Consider the following 17360-nt stretch of genomic DNA (forward strand, 5'->3'; position numbering starts at 1 on the left):
CTCCGGCTATGTCGTGGAACTGGCCAGCTCTCAGGCGGAGGCGTTGAACGAGCGGCAACTCGACCACTTGGCCGAAGCCGTCGTGAGCAAAGGCGCCTACCTGGTGCTGGTCTGCCATCGAGGAGTGCACCGACAACAGCTCGGCGAGCATGTGCTGCCGTGTCCGCCGCCTGATGTGGACGGCTTGGTGCTGAAGCACTTGTCTGAGGAACTGCGGGATGGCGACCATGATGTCGCACAGCTCCTGCAGCAGGCCTACTGCAACTCCGGTTTGCGTCAATCGCTCACGTCCAATCCGCGGCCTGCGGAGGCAGCGCAGATAGCGGCACTCCTCGCGCAGATGGCTGACGGTCGGTTGACTCTGTCCGAAGTGGAGGTCGGCGCCGGCAAGCTGCTGCGCAAGCAGGTCGACGAATGGTTCAAGGAGCTGTCGGGCCCTGCCAGCACCTTGCCGGAGGCGATCAGGCTCACGGCGTTCCGGATCTCCCTGGCCGTGCTCAACGAGTCGGAGTACGACACCGTGGTGGAAGCAGGGACAACCCTTGCGGCCAAGCTGTTGAAGGAGATGAAAGGCGAGCACGCCAGAAAGTCCGAGGAGTCCATGTTCACGGACGATCACGCCGTGAACCTTCCGGCATCACGCGCGGCCAAGAGGGACGGGAAGTACTCGTTCGGTGGAATCTGGATTCCGACGCAGCTGGCGATGTTCCACGATGATCGCTTCCCGGTGGTGCTGCTGAGCCGACTCTGGCACCAGCATCACAAACTGCGCAAAGTTGTCTTGGAGTGGCTGATCGAGCTGAGCGGAGACGCTCGATCGATGGTGTGGGTACGTGCCGCGCAGGCGATGGGGTTGTTCTGCTCGCTGTCGTTCGCCAGTACGTTCATCGACCATATCGACCCCCTGGCTGGAGCCGAGGGAGGAGAAGGAGAGCAGCGCAGGAGGTTCGCTGCCATCGCACTCGACCAGGCAGCTCGCGACGAGAGGATGTCGGCCGCGGTCTTCGAGAGGGTTCAAGCCTGGCGGCGGGACGGCAACGAACATCAGCAATGGACTGCGGCGGCCGCACTCGGATACGACCTGGGGCTCAGTCGCATCGACGATGCGCTACGTGAGTTGCGTGTACTCGGCACTCCGGCGGAGCGCCGCAGGACTGTACAGGAACCGGATGCGCGTGGGCTGGCGTTCGTGGCGGGTCAGAGTATCGCCAACCTGCTGGCCTTCGGTGCCATCACAACAGTGTTGCGACAGCTCGCGGAGTGGACCCGGAGTGACCGCCAAAGCGTCCGTCAGCTCGCACGTGCATCCCTTTACTGGTTGATCCAACTGCGTGAGTACGACCGTGGCATGCTGATCCTCTCCGCAGGGCGGGACGACCGCCTGGGTACTGCGGACAGGGAAGATTGGCCACTGCTGCTCGCTTTGCTCGAACAGGATGCCGCCCACACGCGCCAAGTGGCGGACCTTGTCAGGTGGGCGCTCCGCAGCAGGGATCCCTCCGAAGAGGTGCAGCACCAGTTCCGGCGCTGGGTCTTCGCAGCGGAGAAGGACGAGAGCTGTCTGCGCGCGCTCACCGCGTTCATGCCTCGCCTCGTGGTCGGGCGAGACGACTTCCGGCGTCTTCAGCACCTGATCGATCGAATGCGGCGCGACTGGTCCGATCCCATCGATGAGACAACAGCGCTCGCTCTTGAGAACTCCATCCACGCGCACAGCGAGAGGACGGCTTCATGACCCGCCAGTTGTCCAACGACGATGCTGTCTCACTCGCAAGGCATTACACCATGCTTCAGAACGAGGACGGTTCAGATGAGGAGACCGAGCCGCAGGATGTCGTGAACCTGGACGAACGACCTCGCGAGATCACCGGTCCGATACTGGGCGACTGTCCGCTCGGCAGGTGGGATGCGTTGCGCGGGCAACTGCCCGCCGACGGCCGGACGGCGAGGTTGTTCGTCACCGCCTCGGGCAGGAGGCTGTGGTTTCCGCCGGACCAGCAGCCCACGGCACGCGTGCTGATGAGGCAGCGGGTGTGCCACGTCTACGAGATCGACATGGGCGTCCACCTGACCCGAGTCGAGTTGACGCTGCCGTGTGCGGGGGACGAGTGCTTCTTCCAGGCGGTCGTCGAACTGCGGTGGCGGTTGACGGACGCGGTGACAGCTGTTGCTTCCGGTTTGTCGAACGTGGCCAAGGCCCTCATGCCGGAGATCACGGCTCGTCTGCGCTCCGTCACCCGCAAGTTCGACATCGAGCAGGTGAACGACGCCGAAGCGGCGGCGGTCCAAGCGCTCGCTGTGGAGCCGCTCGGCGTCGAGTTCGGGCTCGAAGTGCGGACGTACATCTCGCTCACGATGGATCAGCCCACGCTGGCCCACGCCGCGTTGATGCGTAAGGTCGAACGTCTGCGGCGAGTCCTGGTCGAGGGCGACTACCACCAGTTCGCGTTGCAGCTCTCCTTGGACGAGGACAGCGTCACCGAGGTGATGCAAGCGTTGATCGACGAACGCAAGACCAGCCGACAAGCTGTGCTCGAGTTCCTCAGCAGGATGCTCGAGTCGGATGCGATCGAACGGTGGGAGGTCGAAGACGACCTGCGCGTGCTGCTCCAATCGCTGCGGGAGTGGAGCAACAACACACTCGCGGGCGTTCGAGAGACGCCCTCGACCTCTCTGGGAACCGGGAAGCGAGCCACCATCCCCGGCGGGGAGAAGCGGTGATCAGGCGCTTGTCCGCAGCACCAGCGAGGTAGGCAGCAGCACCGACGGCGGCAGTCCCTCCTCGCCGTCCACCTCAGCGAGGAGGCGCCACGTCAGCATCCGCCCGAACTTCTCCACGTCCTGCCGCACGGTCGACAGCGGCGGTACGGCGGGCACCGAGTCGTCGAACCCGATCACCGCCACGTCACCGGGCACCGACCGGCCGCGGGCGTGCAGCACCTGCAGCGCGCCGAGGGCCATGATGTCCGCGGCCACGAACACGGCGTCCAGCGCCGGGTCCCTGTCCAGCAGTGCCGCCATCGCGGCCGCACCGCCCTCGGACGTGAAGTCGCCGTGCACCACCAGGTCGGCGGCCCGCCCGCTCATGGCGCGGCGCCACCCGGCCAGCCGGTCGAGGCCCGCCGCCATGTCCGCGGGGCCCGCGATGGTCGCGATCCGCCGCCGTCCCGACGAGATGAGGTGCTTGGTCGCCTCCTGGGCGCCGGTGAAGTTGTCCGAGTCCACGAACGGCACCGTGCCGCCCGACAGCGGACGGCCGCCGACCACGACGGGCAACCCGTTCTCCTGCAACACCGACAGCAGCGGGTCGTGGCCGTGCAGGCTCACCACGAGCGCGCCGTCCACGTGCCCGCCGGTGAGGTAGGCGGACACGTCACCGGGCTGGCTCATCATCAGCACGAGCTGGGTGCGGCCCGCCAGTTCGGCGTGGACCCCGCGCATCAGGCCGGCGAAGAACGGGTCGGACAGCACCCGGCCGCTCGGTTCGGACAGCACGAGCGCGATGGCGTTGGCCCGGTGCCCGGCCAGCGACCGCGCGGCCTGGTTCGGCGTGTAGTCGAGCTGCACGACGGCGCGCTTGACCGCAGCCTTCGCCCGTTCGCTCACGTGTGGTGCGCTGTTGAGGACGCGGGACACGGTGGACTTGGACACCCCGGCCAGCCGGGCGACCTCGTCGATGCCGGCTCGTCTGTTCACTTGGCGACTTCCTCTGGCGGCGGCGGCGTTCTGGGAACGCTCCCAGAAACAGTGAGGAGTCTTTACCGCAGCCGGGTGGCGCGTCAAGCGAACGAGGGGGTGCTCTCAGTTCGTCAGGCGGTGGCGCGGCGCACCAGCGAGGTCGGGAGCAGCAGCGACGGCGGCAGACCGTCCTCACCGGCCAGCTCCGCGAGCAGCCGCCACGTCATGGTGCGGCCGAGCTCCTCCACGTCCTGGCGGATCGTGGTGAGCGGTGGCGTCGAGGTCGCGGCCAGCACCGAGTCGTCGAACCCGATCACCGCCACGTCGTCGGGCACCCGCTTGCCCTGCGCGTGCAGCGTCTGCAACGCCCCCACCGCCATGATGTCCGCCGCCACGAACACGGCGTCGAGGTCGGGCGCCTGCTCCAGCAGCTCGGCCATGGCCCGCGCGCCGCTCTCCGGCGTGAAGTCCGCGTGCGCCACCAGGTCCGTGGCGATCTTGCCCTCGCTCAGCCCGCGCCGGAACCCGCTCAGCCGGTCCGCGCCCACCGCCATGTCCTTCGGGCCGGCGACCGTGCCGATCCGCTTGCGCCCCAACGAGACCAGGTGCCGCGCGGCCTCCAGGCCACCGGTGAAGTTGTCGGCGTCCACAAACGGCACGCTGGTGTTGCCCAGCGGCCGCCCGCCGACCACGACCGGCATGCCCATCTCGTGCAGCATCGGCACCAGCGGGTCCTCGCCGTGCAGGCTGACCAGCAGCGCACCGTCGGCGTGCCCGCTCGCGAGGTAGGCGACCAGGTCGTCGGTGTCCGACGGCTGGCTCATCATCAGCAGCAGCTGCACGTGCCGCCCGGCGAGCTCGGAGTGCACCCCGCGCAGCACGCCCGCGAAGAACGGGTCGCTCAGCACCCGCCCGGTCGGCTCCGACACGACGAGCGCGATGGCGTTCGCCCGGTTGCCGGCCAGCGCGCGGGCGGCCTGGTTGGGGGAGTAGCCGAGCTGCGCGATGGCGGCGTGCACGGCCTCGCGCGCCTTCGTGCTGACGTACGGCTCGCCGTTGATGACCCGGGAGACGGTCGACTTCGACACCCCGGCGACCCGCGCGACCTCCTCGATGCGAGGCCCGGGTCGTCTTTTCGCCGTCTCCGTCATGACGTCATCCTAGGGCTCCGGCGGAATCCGGCGGCGGTGCGGCGCGCTCATGTCGGAAACCGGACAGTTCAATGACATCGGCGGGCGCGGCTAATCGGGCTCGAATGCCGCGTTGCGCATTCGGGTCTGGGCAACGACATCGTCCTGCGCGCGCTTTACCGGGGCGCGACCCGCTGCTCCGCGCGGGTCCGCCATGGCGGCCACCGGCTGCCGGCGCGTTTGTTCACGCCGGAAATGGTGCGGTTCCGGCGGCGGCACGCGGGCCGCAACGGGTATCCGCTCACCGTCGGATTTCCGTCGCACCCCGTGATCGAGACCAATCCCGACCTGTTCGACAACGACGACCGCGTCACCCTTTTGCGGATCGGCCGGGTGCCCGGGCGTCGGTCTTGCCGGCGAACCGGGTGCGGCTACTTCGGCGTGATCGTCACCCGGATCTGCACCCGCAGCCCGGTGTTCGTGACCCCCGTGATGACCCCGCTGCTCGCCTTGGGCCCCGCCTGCAACCGCAGCACGAACCGCACCGACTCGTTGGCGGCCAGTTCGCCCGCCGAGCACGTCACCTGCCCCTTGCCGGCCGGGCAGCCGACCTCGCCCGCGCCCGTGGAACCCGCCCCGACGGTCTTGAGCTCGGCGGGCAGCGTCAGCGTCAGTGTGGACGGGGGTGCGGTGCCGGAGCCGACGTTGCTCAGGGAGATCTCCACCGGGGTGGGTGGGCCGTTCGTGGTCATGCCGACGTCCGGGGGTGAACCCATCACCAGCGACGGCTCGCCGTTCGACGTGTCCTGGCCGGTGGTCGTGGTGGGGGTGCCGGGGACGGGTGCGTTCGCGGCACCGGAGGTCTGGGCCGCGCCGGAGGTCGCGGTTTCGGTTGCGGCGGTGCCGGACGTGGTGGTCACGACCGAACCCGAGGTGGTCAGGCCGGTGGTGGGCGCGGTCGACGTGAACGAGGCGGCCGGGGGAGCGGTGGTGTCGGCCCTCGGCGGGTTGAGCGGGGCGCTGACGCCGGCGGTGACGACGATGACGACGGCGGCGGTCGAGGCGGCGGCCACGGTGAACCACGAGGAGACGCCCGCGGAGGCCAGTGCGCTCGCCTTGCTGAAGCCGAGGTAACCGGCGGCGGCACCGCCGAGGACCAGGGGTGCGACGACGGAGCGCAGGGCGGCGTTGACGTCGGCCAGCTCACCGGCGATCGCGCGGCACTCGGCGCAGCGGTCGAGGTGGGCGTCGAGCTGCATCGACTCGCGCGCGGACAGGCCGCCGCGGGTCCAGGCGCCGAGCTTGGCGACGGTCGCGCGGCAGCGTTCCGCGGGGTCGCGGGCCACGTGGGCCTGCAGGTAGGCGCGGCGCAGGCCCTCGCGGGCGCGGTGGGCCATCGCGGAGACGCCGTTGGCGGACAGGCCCAGGATCGGCGCGACCTCGCCGGGCGACTGGCCCTCGATGGCGGTGTGCCACAGCACGGTCTGCCAGCGTTCCGGCAGCGACTCGAACGCCGTGGCCGCCAGCGACTGGTTCAGCGAGGCCACCGCCGTGTCGCTGAACTGCACGCTCGTCACGCGGGTCGCGCCGGGCACCTCCTCGACGTCACCGGCCAGCTCCAGCCGCTTGTCGCGCCGGGTCTTGTCGTAGGCCGTGTGGCGCACCGCCGTGAGCAGGTAGGGCCGGAACGACGCGTCGGGGCCGCCACCCGTGCGCAGTGCCGAGAGCACCTTCGCGAACGCGTCCGAGACCAGGTCGTCGGCGTCGGCGGACGACCCGGTGAGCTGCAGGGCGAGGTTGAGCGCCGCGCGCACGTGCCGTTCGTACAGCCGGCCGTAGGCCTCGACCGCACCGCGGCGCACGGCGTCGATCAGCTCCGCGTCCGAAGGCGGCCGAGGAGCGCCTTCCTCGTCGATCAAGCTTTCCGCCTATCTCCGTGCAACGGGTGATAGGCGGACCTTATCGAGACACGTCAACCCGAACAATCCACGCATCCGAACCAAATGCATTGGGAGTCCACAATGGACGTTGTTTGGGCTGGTCTTCCGCAGCCGCCGCCGTCGGGGCACGATCCACATCGCGGGACGGCGGTCCTGTTCACCGGGCGCCGCGGTCCGATCCCCGGTGCCGAAGACGGGTCTTGTTCCTCTGGCGGACCGGCCGTGCCCCTGCTCAGGCCAGGTCGGCGGTCAGCTTGGCGGCCATCGCGCGCACGGCGGGCGTGTCGTAGCGGTCGCATTCGGCCAGCGCCCGCACCCGCAGCTCGCGCGCCTGCGCGGCGTCACCGGCCACGTCGGCGAGCTCCACCAGTCGCGCCATGACCTCGATCCGGTGGTCGGACAGCCGGGCCTCGTCCAGCGCCGACAGCAGCTGCTCGCGCGCCTCGCCGAGCCGGCCCGCGTCCATCAGCACCAGACCGCGGTTGTGCCGCACCCGCGCGACCCCGGCGGTCGTGCCGTGCCTGGAGAACAACGACTCCGCCTCGTTCAGCAACTCCAGCGCCCCGTCCACGTCGCCCGTGGCGGCCAGGCTGGTCGCGAGCCGGATGAGCATCATCGCCAGCAGCTCCTCGTCGCCGCCGGCCGCGCGGTGCTGCTCGACGCTGCGCCGCTGCACCTCGACCGCCTCGCCGAGCTCACCGGTGCCGTGCAGCATGAGGCCCAGCAACGACAACGCCAGGTTCTCGCCGATCGGGTACCCGGCCTCCTCGAACAACGCGAGCGCGCGCCGCCCCAGCTCGACCGCCCGCCGCGGTTCCCCGTTGCGCCGCAGGATCGCCGAGCCGTAGTACCACGTCCACGCCTGCGTGACCGTGTCGTCGACCTCGATCGCCGCCGCCTGCTCGTGCGCCACCAACGCCTCTCTCGGCTGCCCGCACAACGCGTACTGCGCCCACGCCAGGTAGTTCAACTGTTCCACCGTGTCCCGCGGGGTGCCCAACGCGCGCGCCGCGTCCGCTCCCGCCTGGAACACCTCACGCCACAGCTCGCCGACCCCGTGCAGGTCCGAGTACCAGTGCATCGCCTGCGCCAGTGCGAGCACCCGCTCGTGCTCGCCGAGCCGGGCCGCCGCCCGCAGCGCACCGCGCCAGTGCTCCAGCTCCATCACCAGCCACCGGCCCGCGGACTCCTTGTCGGGCAACGACTCTGAGCGCACCGGCGGGTCGTCGTGGTCGAAGTGGCGCGCGGCCGTCGTGGCGATGTCGAGCAGCGAGTGCCGCAGCCGGGTGCTCAGCTCGCGCACCACGGCGGGGTCCTCGTCGAGCTCCAGCCGTTCGGCGGCGAACACCCGCAGCAGGTCGTGCCGCCGGTAGCGGCCGGGCGTCTCGCTGACCCCCAGCAGGCTCGCGTCGGCCAGCTCCTCCAGCACCTCCTCGGCGCCGTGCCCGCCGTCCTCGGCGGTGACCACCGCGGCCAGCTCCACGCTCGTGTCCGGCCCCGGGACCAGCGCCAGCCTGCGGAAGAGCCGTGCCGCGTCCGGGCTGAGCTGGTGGTAGGAGTTCTCGAACGCCGTGCGCACCTGCAGGTCGCCCGCCTTGAGCAACGACAGCCGCCGCCGTTCGTCGGCCAGCTGCGTCGCGAAGTGCTCGACCGTCCACTGTGGCCTGCTGGCCAGCCGGTTGCCCGCGATGAGCAGCGCCAGCGGCATGCCCCCGCACAGCTCCGCCACGCGCTGGGCCGCCTCGGGCTCGGTGTCCACCCGGTCGCCCGCCACCGCGCGCAGCAGCGCGACGGACCGCTCCAGCGGCAGCAGGTCCACCGCGAGCCGGTGCCGCGCGTCCAGGCCGGTAAGCGTGTTCCTGCTGGTCACGAGCACCATCGTGCCGGGGCTCGACGCGATCAGCGGCCGCACCTGGGCCTCGCCGGCGGCGTTGTCGAGCACCAGCAGCACCGTCCGGTCCCGCAACAACGAGTGGTACAGCGACAGCCGGTCCTCGGGGTCCGCGGGGATCTGCCGCTCGTCGACGTTGAACGACCGCAGCAACCGGTGCGCGGCCCGCCCCGGTGACAACGGCTCGGCGTCCATCCCGCGCAGGTCCAGGAACACCGCGCCGTGCGGGAACCGTGCGCCCAGCCGGTGCGCCGCGTCGACGGCGAGCGCTGTCTTGCCCGCGCCCGGCGGCCCGTGCAGCACCGCGATCTGCACCAGCGCCGACGACTCCGCCTCGCGCGCGAACCCGTCCACGGCCCGTTGCTCGGCCTCCCGGCCGGTCAGCTCCAGCAGCACCGGCGGCAGGCTCGCCGCCGGCAGCACCGCGCTGGGCGGCTCCGGCCGGACCTCCGCCTCCGGCACCCGCCCTGCCCGCGCGAGCGCCGCGAACTCGGCGGCCTCGTCCCCGGCCAGCCCGAGCCCGCTCACGAGCAGCTGCACCGTGCGTGACTGCGGGGTGAGCGTCCGGCCGCGTTCCATGTCGCTGATCGCGCGCATGCTGAGCCCGGTGCGGTCCGCCAGCTCCTCCTGGGTCAGCGGCACGCGGGATCGGTAGAAGCGCAGGAAGTCCCCGAACGAGCTCACCGGGCCATGTTGCCACGACCCGGCAGTTCTCGTTCGCGTCCTCGTCGCTTCGGTGAGAATTTCTTCCGGAGGTTCTGCCGGTCAATCGTCAAGGTGGTGCGCGCATTCCGCGGATAGCGTCGGGGTAATCGTTCTTCTTTGTTCGAACCGGGGAAAAGACGTGTCAGAGTTCAATGGGTTGCTCCAGCGTGCAGAAAATCACCGAATTCGTCCGGTGGTGGGTCTGGCGTGGGTATTGGCGCTGGTCGGGCTGCTGATCCGCTGGCACGGCCACTACCCGATCGACCTCGACGTGTACCGGCTCGGCGGCCTCGCCTGGCTGACGGGCAATCCGCTCTACTCCGGGTTCACCGGCCCGCCACTCGACCCGGGGCTGCCATTCACCTACCCGCCGCTGGCGGCCGTGTCGTTCAGTGCGATGAGCTTTGTTCCGGGGTGGGCGCTGAACCCGCTTCTGCTGACCGCGGGCTTCGTCGCTTTGACCGCCGTGTGCGTCACCGTCGCGGGCCGGGTGCGGCCCGGCCTGCGGTGGACGCTCGGCCCGGTCGCGCCGATCGCCGCGCTGGCGCTGGACCCGGTGGAGTCGACGTTCGGCTACGGCCAGATCAACCTCCTGCTGCTGGGCCTGGTCGTGGTCGACTGCCTGGCGGTCACGGACCGTCGCTTCCGCGGCGCGCTGGTCGGCGTGGCGGCGGCGGTCAAGCTGACACCGCTGATCTTCGTGCTGTACTTCCTCGTCCGCCGCGACTGGCGGGCCGCGCTGACCGCCGCCGCCACCTCCGCCGGCCTGGCCGTGGTGGGCTTCCTGGTGGCGCCGCGTGACTCGGTGCAGTTCTGGTTCCACGCGATGGTGAACCCCGAACGGATCAGCGGTGTCGCGCTGCAGACGAACCAGTCGATCCAGGGGCTGCTGCGCGGCCTCGGCCTGGAGTCCGGCACCCGGTCGCTGCTGTGGGTGGTGCTGTCAGTCGTCGCCGTGGCCGCGGCGACGTTCGTGGCGTGGCGCTCCGATGACGACGTCGTCGCGTTGTTCGTCATCGCGGCCGCCGGCCTGTTGGCGTCCCCGGTCTCGTGGCTGCACCACTGGGTGTGGTGCGTGCCCGTGTTGTTGTTGCTCGCGTTGCGCGGTCACTGGCCGACGTTCGTCATCGTCACCGCGGTGTTCATGATTCCCGTGCACGAGGTTGACGGTTATGTGGCGCTGGCGGCTGTGGCGTTGAGCGTGCTGGCGTACCGGTCGCGGATCGTCGCCACCCCGACCACAGCCGCGGTGAAGCTGAGCACGGGTTGAGGCCACGCGGCCACGTCGACCGGCCGATTGTTCGGGTGCGTATGGTTCTCGGATGGCCGAGAAGCCGGACAACTTGACGCACAACACGGTGCACGGCGACGTCAGGACCGTGGTGCAGGCCGGGAACGTGCACGTGCACGGCTCGTCGCCCGCGTTGCCGGTACCGCGGGAACTGCCGTGCGACGTGCGGGGATTCGCAGGCCGCGCGGAACACCTCGACCGGCTCGACCGGCTGTTGGAGGCCGACGGGCGTGCGCTGGTCATCTCCGCGCTCGCCGGAGCGGGAGGGGTGGGCAAGACAGCGCTCGCGGTGCACTGGGCGCACCGGGTCCAGGACCGCTTCCCGGACGGCCAGCTGTACACGAACCTGCGGGGGTACGACCCCGTCGAACCGTCCGCGGAACCGGGGCTGGTGCTCGAAGGCTTCCTGCGCGCCCTCAACGTGCCCGACGCGCACATCCCGATCGACCTCGAAGCCCGCCAGCGGTTGTACCGGTCGCTGCTCGCCGACCGCCGGGTCCTGATCGTGCTCGACAACGCGGCGACCGCGGACCAGGTGCGTCCGCTGTTGCCCGGGAGCAACCTCTGCCGCGTCGTGGTGACGAGCCGCAGCGCGTTGTCGAGCCTCGTGGCACGCGAGGGAGCCCACCGCGTCACCGTGGACGTGCTGCCGCTCGGCGAGGCGGTCGAGCTCCTGGCCGCCGAGCTGCACGACATGCCGGTGGCGGCGCTCGAGAACCTCGCCGAGCTGTGCGGGCGGCTGCCGCTGGCGTTGCGGATCATCGCGGAACGGGCCGCCGCCTCGAACGTGCCACTGCCGGACCTCGTCGCGGAGCTGGCGGACGAGCAGTCACGGCTCGAGGCGTTGTCGCCGGACCCCAGCGCGGTGCGGGCCGTCTTCGCTTCGTCGTACCGCGCGTTGTCCGCAGAGGACGCGCGGACCTTCCGTTTGCTCGGCTTGCACCCGGGACCGGACATCAGTGCCGCCGCCGTTGACGCACTCGTCGGCGGTGAGGCTCGGCGGTCGTTGCAACGGCTGGTCGGAGCGCACCTGCTGGAGGCGCACGGTCGGCGTTACCGGTTCCACGACCTCGTGCGGCTCTACGCGGCCGAGTGTGCGCGCCGGGACGAAACCGTTGCCGAGCAACGTGAAGCGTTTGCGCGCGTGGCCGGCTGGTACGTGCACACCGTCGCGAACACACAACGGGTGCTGGACCCGCACTACCGACTTCTCACACCGGATCCGTTGCCGGCAAGGGTCGTGCCGTCGAGGTTCCGCTCCAGGGAGGAGGCGCTGGCGTGGATCGCAGACGAGCACGCGAACCTGGTCGCGGTCACACGACGCGCACACGACAGCGGCGTGAACGGGCCGGCTTGGCAGCTGCCGGCCTTGCTGACGCGCTACTACATGAACACACACCGCTGGGAGGAATGGCACACCGCCACCCACATCGGGTTGGACGCCGCCACGCTCCTGGGTGACACCTGGGCCGAGGCCGAGGTCCTGAACAGCCTGGGAATTCTGTTCGCCCAGAAACAGCAGCACGAGGAGTCCTTCGCCTGTCACAGCCGGGCCCTGGACCTGCGGCGTGCGCACGGGGACCGGCACGGGGAGTGCGTCACCCTCAACAACATCTGTTTCCCGTTGAGACAAGCAGGTCGGCTCGAACGTGCTCGTGAGCTCTTGCTGCAAGGACTGGAGGTGGCCCGGGACATCGGCTACGCGGGTTGGTTGCCCACCCTGCTGGGGAACCTCGCCGGCACGAGCGGCGAGCTGGGCAGGTGGAACGAGTCGCTGGAGTGGTGCGAGCAGCAGGAGCGGGCTGCTTTGGAGCAGATCGACCACTACGAGGACAACCTCCTGAGCAACCGCGGTGAGGCTTGCCGGGGGCTGGGTCGCCTGGAAGAGGCGATCCAGTGCCATGAAAGCGCTCTGGGCCTGGTTCGGGCACAAGGCCGCGTGCGGCATCCCCTTGCCCAGGCCTACAAGCTCAGTCTGCTCGGTCGTGCGTACCGAGACGCGGGGCGTCTCCAGGAAGCGGTCGAGGTGCTCCAGAGGGCGGTCGCCCTGTGTCCCGAGTACGACTCCGGTTCTGTGCACACCATGTGCCTGCAGGATCTCGCCGAGGTGCGGAGCCGGCTATGAGGGGCGCGTGTAGCGGTGTTTCACCCCCACCGGGAAGTACTCCGGGTCCCCGGCCGGTCGCAGCACCACCTCCGGCAGCTGCCGCTCCACCGGCACGTAGTTCGCGAACTCGCTGTTGAGCCGCAGCAGCTGCGCCCGCACCGACTGCGCGATCGCGGGTGCGTCGGCGGTGGCGCCCGGCGCGACCTCCACCGTGATCCGCAGCGACCGGTCGCGGTCCGCGTCCTCCACCGACTCGATCACGAACTTCCCTGTCACCGTCGCGCTGATCTCCGGTTGTTCCAGCCCCACCGTCACGTTCTCCGGGTACACGTTCGCCCCGAAGAACGACACCGTGAACAGCGAGCGCCCGAACACGTAGACGAACGGCAGCGGCGGGCCGTCGGGTGGTGTGAAGCCGTGTTCGGCGCACAGCGCGAGCAGTTCGGCGTGGGGGAGGAGGCCGCCCTCGTCGCCGATGCGGTAGCGCACCAGCGGGATTCCGCCGTCCGCGGTGAACACGAGGGTGTCGTCGACGACCTCGAAGAAGCGGCTGGCGGGGTCGTACTGCACCAGGGTCGGCAGGCGCGGGTCGCCGAACACCAGCCGCGCCAGGTCGGGGCGGTGGGCGAGGAAGCGGCGGATGCCCACCGACAGCGCGGTCTCGGTGCCGAGCACGCCCGCGTCGGCAGTGCCGTAGAGCGCGGCGATGTCGTGCACCGGGTCCGCGATGCCGGCCCTGGTGGCGACCAGGTCGCGCCACTGTTCGCTGAAGACCTCGCCGGCCAGCACCAGCTTCACGTCGAACGACCAGTCGGTGCCGGAGTCGACCACGTCCTTGACGAACGGCGGGTAGCCGAGCAGGACGGTCTGCTCGAAGTGCGGTGCGAGCTCAGGCAGGACGCGCAGGACCTCCGCCTTGTTGTTGCCCGGCGCCACCACCGTGATGGGGCAGCCCTTCGCGGCCAGGTGGCGCACGCACGCCTGCGTGAACAGGCCGCCGACCCACGTGCCGAGCGGGAAGCACACGACCGCCAGCGTGCTGCGCTCGTCCGCGCCGAAGCCGTCGACGAGCACCTGCTCGAAGCGGCGGGCCACGTGCAGCTCGTCCTCCAGCGACCGCGGCCAGATCGTCGGCCGGCCGCTGGAACCGGACGAGACGGCGATCATGTCGCAGGCCGCGAGGGTGCCGTCGCGGCACAGGTCGGGCAGCGGGTGGCGCTGGTGGTAGTTCGCCTTCTCCGTCAGCGGCAGGCGCTGGAAGTCCGCGAACGCCTGCACGGACTCCGGCTCGATCCCGTGCTCGGCCAGGAAGTCCCGGTAGGCGGGCACGGTGGTGGCGGTGCGGCGGAACAGCTCCAGCACCCAGGACGGGGACGCCTCCGCCGCCGGGGCGAAGAACGTCTCGAACGCGCGGAGCACACGGGCCTGCCGATCACTCATGGTCCCGACCTTGCCAGACGGCGGTTCGGTGCGCGTGCCCGGCACGGGCGGAGGCCGGCCGCGGAAACCGCGACCGGCCTTCCCGAGCCACCGGCTCAGCCGACGCTGTCGACGACCTTCGTCGTGATCGCCGTCGAGGTCAGCACCGTGCCCTCGGGCAGCCAGGTGTACTCGCTGCCGGGACCGGTGAGCCTGCGGTCGCCGATGAAGTCGCCCGTCTCCGGGGAGATGACGAGCTCCACGCGCTCGTGCCGGTCCGTCAGCGTGATGCCGACGCCGGTGCGGCCGTCCATGGTCACCTTCTGCGGGGAGACCGTGACGCCGTCGATCTTCGCGATGGCGCGGTACCAGCCGGCGCGCAGGTCCGCGGGCATCAGGCCGGCGCGGAGGATCTCGGTGGCCTTGGCGAACATGGCCGCGGGCGTCGAACCGCGCTGGCTCGTGGTGCTGCGCAGCCACTCGTACAGCGCCGCCGGGTCACGCGGCAGCGCGGCGTAGAACGCGGGCGAGTCCCAGTCGGTCGGGTCGCCGCACACCTTGCGCGGCTGGGACTTCGGGAAGAAGTCACCGCACTTGCCGCGGCGCTCGCCGGTGTCGGTGTCCTGGTTGGTGTAAGGCGCCTCGGACTGCGGGACGTTGCCGCCCAGCCACTTCGCCTCACCGTTCTGGGTGCGGCGGTTGACCCACTCCTGCGTGACGTCCGCGGGGATCCACGTCTGGTAGGTCAGCTCGACCGCGTAGGTGGCGCCCCTCATCGGCTGGGGATTGTCCACGGAGGACCCGAACATCATGCCGCGCGCGTACGTGCCGTGCTCGGTGATGAGGCGGTACTGGCCGGGCCCGACCGGCTGGTCGACCGGCGTGATCTTGCCCGCCGCGTCGTCGAGCAGCTCGGCCGCGGACAGCAGCGCCACCTGCTGTTCGGTGGGGCTCGGCGACGCGGACACCGGGGGTGCGGCGGCGGGCGGTGCCTGGGACGGTGCGTCGGTGTCGTGGACCACGACCACTCCCGCGGCGACGAGTGCCACGGCGGCCGCGGCGACGGTCACCGGTAGCAGCTTGCGGCGGCGCAGCGGGACCACGGTGCCCGTGGCCGCGGCTTCGACGACCCTGGCGCGCACGGCGTCGAGCGGGCGGGTGCTCGTGCGGTCAGCCCGGTGCAGCAGGTCCAGTGCTTCGTCCAACTCGGTCATGACGACTCCCCTGTGAGCAGTGCCTGCAGTTTCGTGCGCACGCGGTGCAGGCGTGAGCGGACCGTGCTGGCAGGCAGGTTCAGCGCGGTCGCGACCTCGGACGGGTCCAGCCCGGCCCAGGACGTCAGCAGCAGCAGGTCCCGCTCCTGCGCCGACAGCCTCGGCAACGCCCGCGCGAGCTGGCGCTGGGCGTCCACCCTGGCGGCGACCTGTGCGTCGTGGGAGTGCTCGGTCTCGGTGTGCAGCCGTTCGGTCGCCCGGTAACCGCGCAGCTCCGTGCGCACGTGGTTGCGCAGCAGGTTCGTCGCGATGCCGTACAACCAGCCGCGCACCGGCGCCTGGGCCGGGTCGTAGGCGCCGCGCCTGCGCAGGGCCACGAGGAACGTCTCCGCGACCAGGTCGTCGGCGGTGTCGAGCCCGACGCGGCCCGCCAGGTAGCCGCGCAGGGCAGGGGCATGGGTGTCGAAGAGCGCGGTGAACGCGGCGGCCGGGTCCTCACCGTCGAGGTCCGGCCTGCTGCCGTCCACGGCGCGCTCCTTGGGCTTGGTCACGCTGGTACTTGTCCGCTCCGGCTCCGAGCGTCCCCGACCTGTGACCGCCGTCACTGCTGTGTGCTGATGAGTCCGGGGTGGACGTTATACCGCCTGCGCGGCAGGTGTGCTGCTCAGCGCCGGTGCGCGGGCCGCGGCCAGCACGACCGGCAGGAGCAGCAGACCGGTCAGCGGCCACAGCCCCGCCGCGAGCTGCTGCCACACCGTCAGCCCGCCGGACAGCGGCGGCACCTCCGGCACGTCGAGCAGCGCGAACCACCGCACGGCGAACACCACGAACACCACGGCGGTGAGCGCCGCCAGGCCCGGCGACCGCCGCAGGTGCGCGTGGGCCGCCAGCCACACCAGCAGCGGCACCACCCAGACCCAGTGGTGCTCCCAGCTCACCGGTGACACGAGCAGGCTGGTGACCGCCGCGGCCGAGAACCCCAGGAAGTCCGACCCCCGGCGGTGCGCGGACCGGGCCACCGCCAGGCCGCAGACCGCCACCAGCGCCAGCACGGGCAACCACGACCGGTCGAACCCCACCGTGCCCAGCGCCCTGGCCAGCGCGCCCGGCAACGACTGGTTCGGCGTCACGTACACGTCGGCCACCCGCGACGACTCCAGCACCAGCCCACCCCAGTACCGGGCCGAGTCACCCGGTGCGACGAGGAAACCGGCCGCGACCGTGCCCAGGAACGCCAGCGCCGCAGTGCGGGCCGCCGCCCACTGCCGGGTCACCAGCAGGTAGCCGATGAACAGCAACGGCGTGATCTTCAGCCCGGCCGCGATGCCGATGCCGACACCCCGCCACCGCCCCGCGCCGGGGCGGAAGTCCAGCAGCACCAGCAGGAGCAGGAACGCGTTGATCTGCCCGGCGATCAGCTGCACGCGCACCGGCAGCAGCAACGACACCAGGACCAGACCGGCGACCACGAGCAGGCCGCGGTGCCGCCGGACCCCCGCGATCCGCACCGTCAGCCACACCACCGCGCCCAGCGCGGCCAGCGACGCGGTGTTCCACAGCAGGCCCGCCGCTCCGGTCGGCAGGAACGACAGCGGCGCGAAGATCGCGGCGGCGGCCAGCGGAGGGTAGGTGTAGGACATCGGCCCGTACAGCGGCGACAGCACCACCAGGTCGTAGAGCGACCGGCCGTCGCGCACCGCCTGCCCGCTGGCCAGGTACACCTTGAGGTCCACCGTCCAGCGCAGGCCCCAGTACGGGTCGCGGGTGTAGACGGCGTGGGCGACGAGCGCCAGTGCGACCGAGGTGGCCACGACCGCTGCCACGAGAGCCGCGGGGCGGGCGAAGCGCGCCCTGGGAGCGGTGGGGGAGGCGGTGGTGCTGGGCTTGGCAGGGCTGAGCATCGGCGTGCACCCTCTCGTCCGAGACCAGAGCGCTCTCATGCTCTCGGGGCCGGCTCGAGCGCCGCTCACGTCCGCCGTTCACAC

12 protein-coding genes are annotated in these 17360 nt (G+C 70.9%); 4 read left to right on the forward strand and 8 right to left on the reverse strand.

All coding sequences use genetic code 11. The annotated features are described in order from the left end of the window. Positions 1 to 13: 13 nt before the first annotated feature. Positions 14 to 1735 carry a hypothetical protein gene (locus ACVDFE_RS20240; RefSeq protein ID WP_458431423.1) on the forward strand — a complete coding sequence of 574 codons (1722 nt, stop codon included), beginning with the start codon at positions 14 to 16 and terminating at the stop codon, positions 1733 to 1735. Further along, positions 1732 to 2721: a hypothetical protein gene (locus ACVDFE_RS20245; protein ID WP_360392883.1), complete on the forward strand. Its 990-nt coding sequence runs from the start codon at positions 1732 to 1734 to the stop codon at positions 2719 to 2721. The genes ACVDFE_RS20240 and ACVDFE_RS20245 overlap by 4 nt, the downstream gene beginning before the upstream one ends. Here the strand turns inward: ACVDFE_RS20245 and ACVDFE_RS20250 are convergent, their stop codons facing one another. The 4 genes from ACVDFE_RS20250 to ACVDFE_RS20265 form a co-directional block, all read right to left on the reverse strand. Next, complete coding sequence (locus ACVDFE_RS20250) at positions 2722 to 3696, reverse strand: LacI family DNA-binding transcriptional regulator (RefSeq protein ID WP_458431424.1); 975 nt, start codon at positions 3694 to 3696, stop codon at positions 2722 to 2724. A gap of 113 nt (positions 3697 to 3809) precedes the next feature. Beyond that, the gene (locus ACVDFE_RS20255; protein ID WP_360392889.1) at positions 3810 to 4829 is read right to left on the reverse strand and encodes a LacI family DNA-binding transcriptional regulator; all 1020 of its coding nucleotides are present in this window, start codon (positions 4827 to 4829) and stop codon (positions 3810 to 3812) included. Positions 4830 to 5239: 410 nt separating this feature from the next. Next, a complete protein-coding gene (locus ACVDFE_RS20260) occupies positions 5240 to 6727 on the reverse strand; it encodes a sigma-70 family RNA polymerase sigma factor (RefSeq protein WP_458431425.1) in 1488 nt (495 codons plus the stop codon). 253 nt (positions 6728 to 6980) lie between these two features. Continuing rightward, the gene (locus tag ACVDFE_RS20265) at positions 6981 to 9323 is read right to left on the reverse strand and encodes an ATP-binding protein (RefSeq protein ID WP_458431426.1); all 2343 of its coding nucleotides are present in this window, start codon (positions 9321 to 9323) and stop codon (positions 6981 to 6983) included. 214 nt (positions 9324 to 9537) lie between these two features. Between ACVDFE_RS20265 and ACVDFE_RS20270 the strand changes: the two genes are divergently transcribed. Further along, positions 9538 to 10614: a glycosyltransferase 87 family protein gene (locus ACVDFE_RS20270; protein WP_458431427.1), complete on the forward strand. Its 1077-nt coding sequence runs from the start codon at positions 9538 to 9540 to the stop codon at positions 10612 to 10614. 52 nt (positions 10615 to 10666) lie between these two features. Beyond that, positions 10667 to 12760, forward strand: coding sequence for an ATP-binding protein (locus tag ACVDFE_RS20275; RefSeq protein ID WP_458431428.1), 2094 nt, complete (start codon positions 10667 to 10669; stop codon positions 12758 to 12760). Here the strand turns inward: ACVDFE_RS20275 and ACVDFE_RS20280 are convergent. The 4 genes from ACVDFE_RS20280 to ACVDFE_RS20295 all read right to left on the reverse strand — a co-directional run bounded on the left by ACVDFE_RS20280 (position 12755) and on the right by ACVDFE_RS20295 (position 17276). Next, complete coding sequence (locus ACVDFE_RS20280) at positions 12755 to 14182, reverse strand: phenylacetate--CoA ligase family protein (RefSeq protein WP_458431429.1); 1428 nt, start codon at positions 14180 to 14182, stop codon at positions 12755 to 12757. The genes ACVDFE_RS20275 and ACVDFE_RS20280 overlap by 6 nt on opposite strands. A 95-nt stretch (positions 14183 to 14277) precedes the next feature. Beyond that, positions 14278 to 15375 (reverse strand): CU044_5270 family protein, encoded by a 1098-nt coding sequence (locus tag ACVDFE_RS20285; RefSeq protein WP_360392905.1) that lies wholly within the window; start codon positions 15373 to 15375, stop codon positions 14278 to 14280. Beyond that, complete coding sequence (locus tag ACVDFE_RS20290) at positions 15372 to 15926, reverse strand: RNA polymerase sigma factor (RefSeq protein ID WP_360392908.1); 555 nt, start codon at positions 15924 to 15926, stop codon at positions 15372 to 15374. Before ACVDFE_RS20290 ends, ACVDFE_RS20285 begins: the two co-directional genes overlap by 4 nt. Before the next feature lie 84 nt (positions 15927 to 16010). Continuing rightward, positions 16011 to 17276 (reverse strand): glycosyltransferase 87 family protein, encoded by a 1266-nt coding sequence (locus ACVDFE_RS20295; RefSeq protein ID WP_458431430.1) that lies wholly within the window; start codon positions 17274 to 17276, stop codon positions 16011 to 16013. Positions 17277 to 17360: the final 84 nt, after the last annotated feature.

It is taken from the genome of Lentzea chajnantorensis (genome assembly GCF_054300775.1).

Bases quoted from the DNA above. Each gene is read 5' to 3' on its own strand.
- ACVDFE_RS20245 (WP_360392883.1), top strand. From the start codon at position 1,732: ATGACCCGCCAGTTGTCCAACGACGATGCTGTCTCACTCGCAAGGCAT.
- ACVDFE_RS20255 (WP_360392889.1), bottom strand. From the start codon at position 4,829: ATGACGGAGACGGCGAAAAGACGACCCGGGCCTCGCATCGAGGAGGTC.
- ACVDFE_RS20275 (WP_458431428.1), top strand. From the start codon at position 10,667: ATGGCCGAGAAGCCGGACAACTTGACGCACAACACGGTGCACGGCGAC.
- ACVDFE_RS20280 (WP_458431429.1), bottom strand. From the start codon at position 14,182: ATGAGTGATCGGCAGGCCCGTGTGCTCCGCGCGTTCGAGACGTTCTTC.
- ACVDFE_RS20285 (WP_360392905.1), bottom strand. From the start codon at position 15,375: ATGACCGAGTTGGACGAAGCACTGGACCTGCTGCACCGGGCTGACCGC.
- ACVDFE_RS20295 (WP_458431430.1), bottom strand. From the start codon at position 17,276: ATGCTCAGCCCTGCCAAGCCCAGCACCACCGCCTCCCCCACCGCTCCC.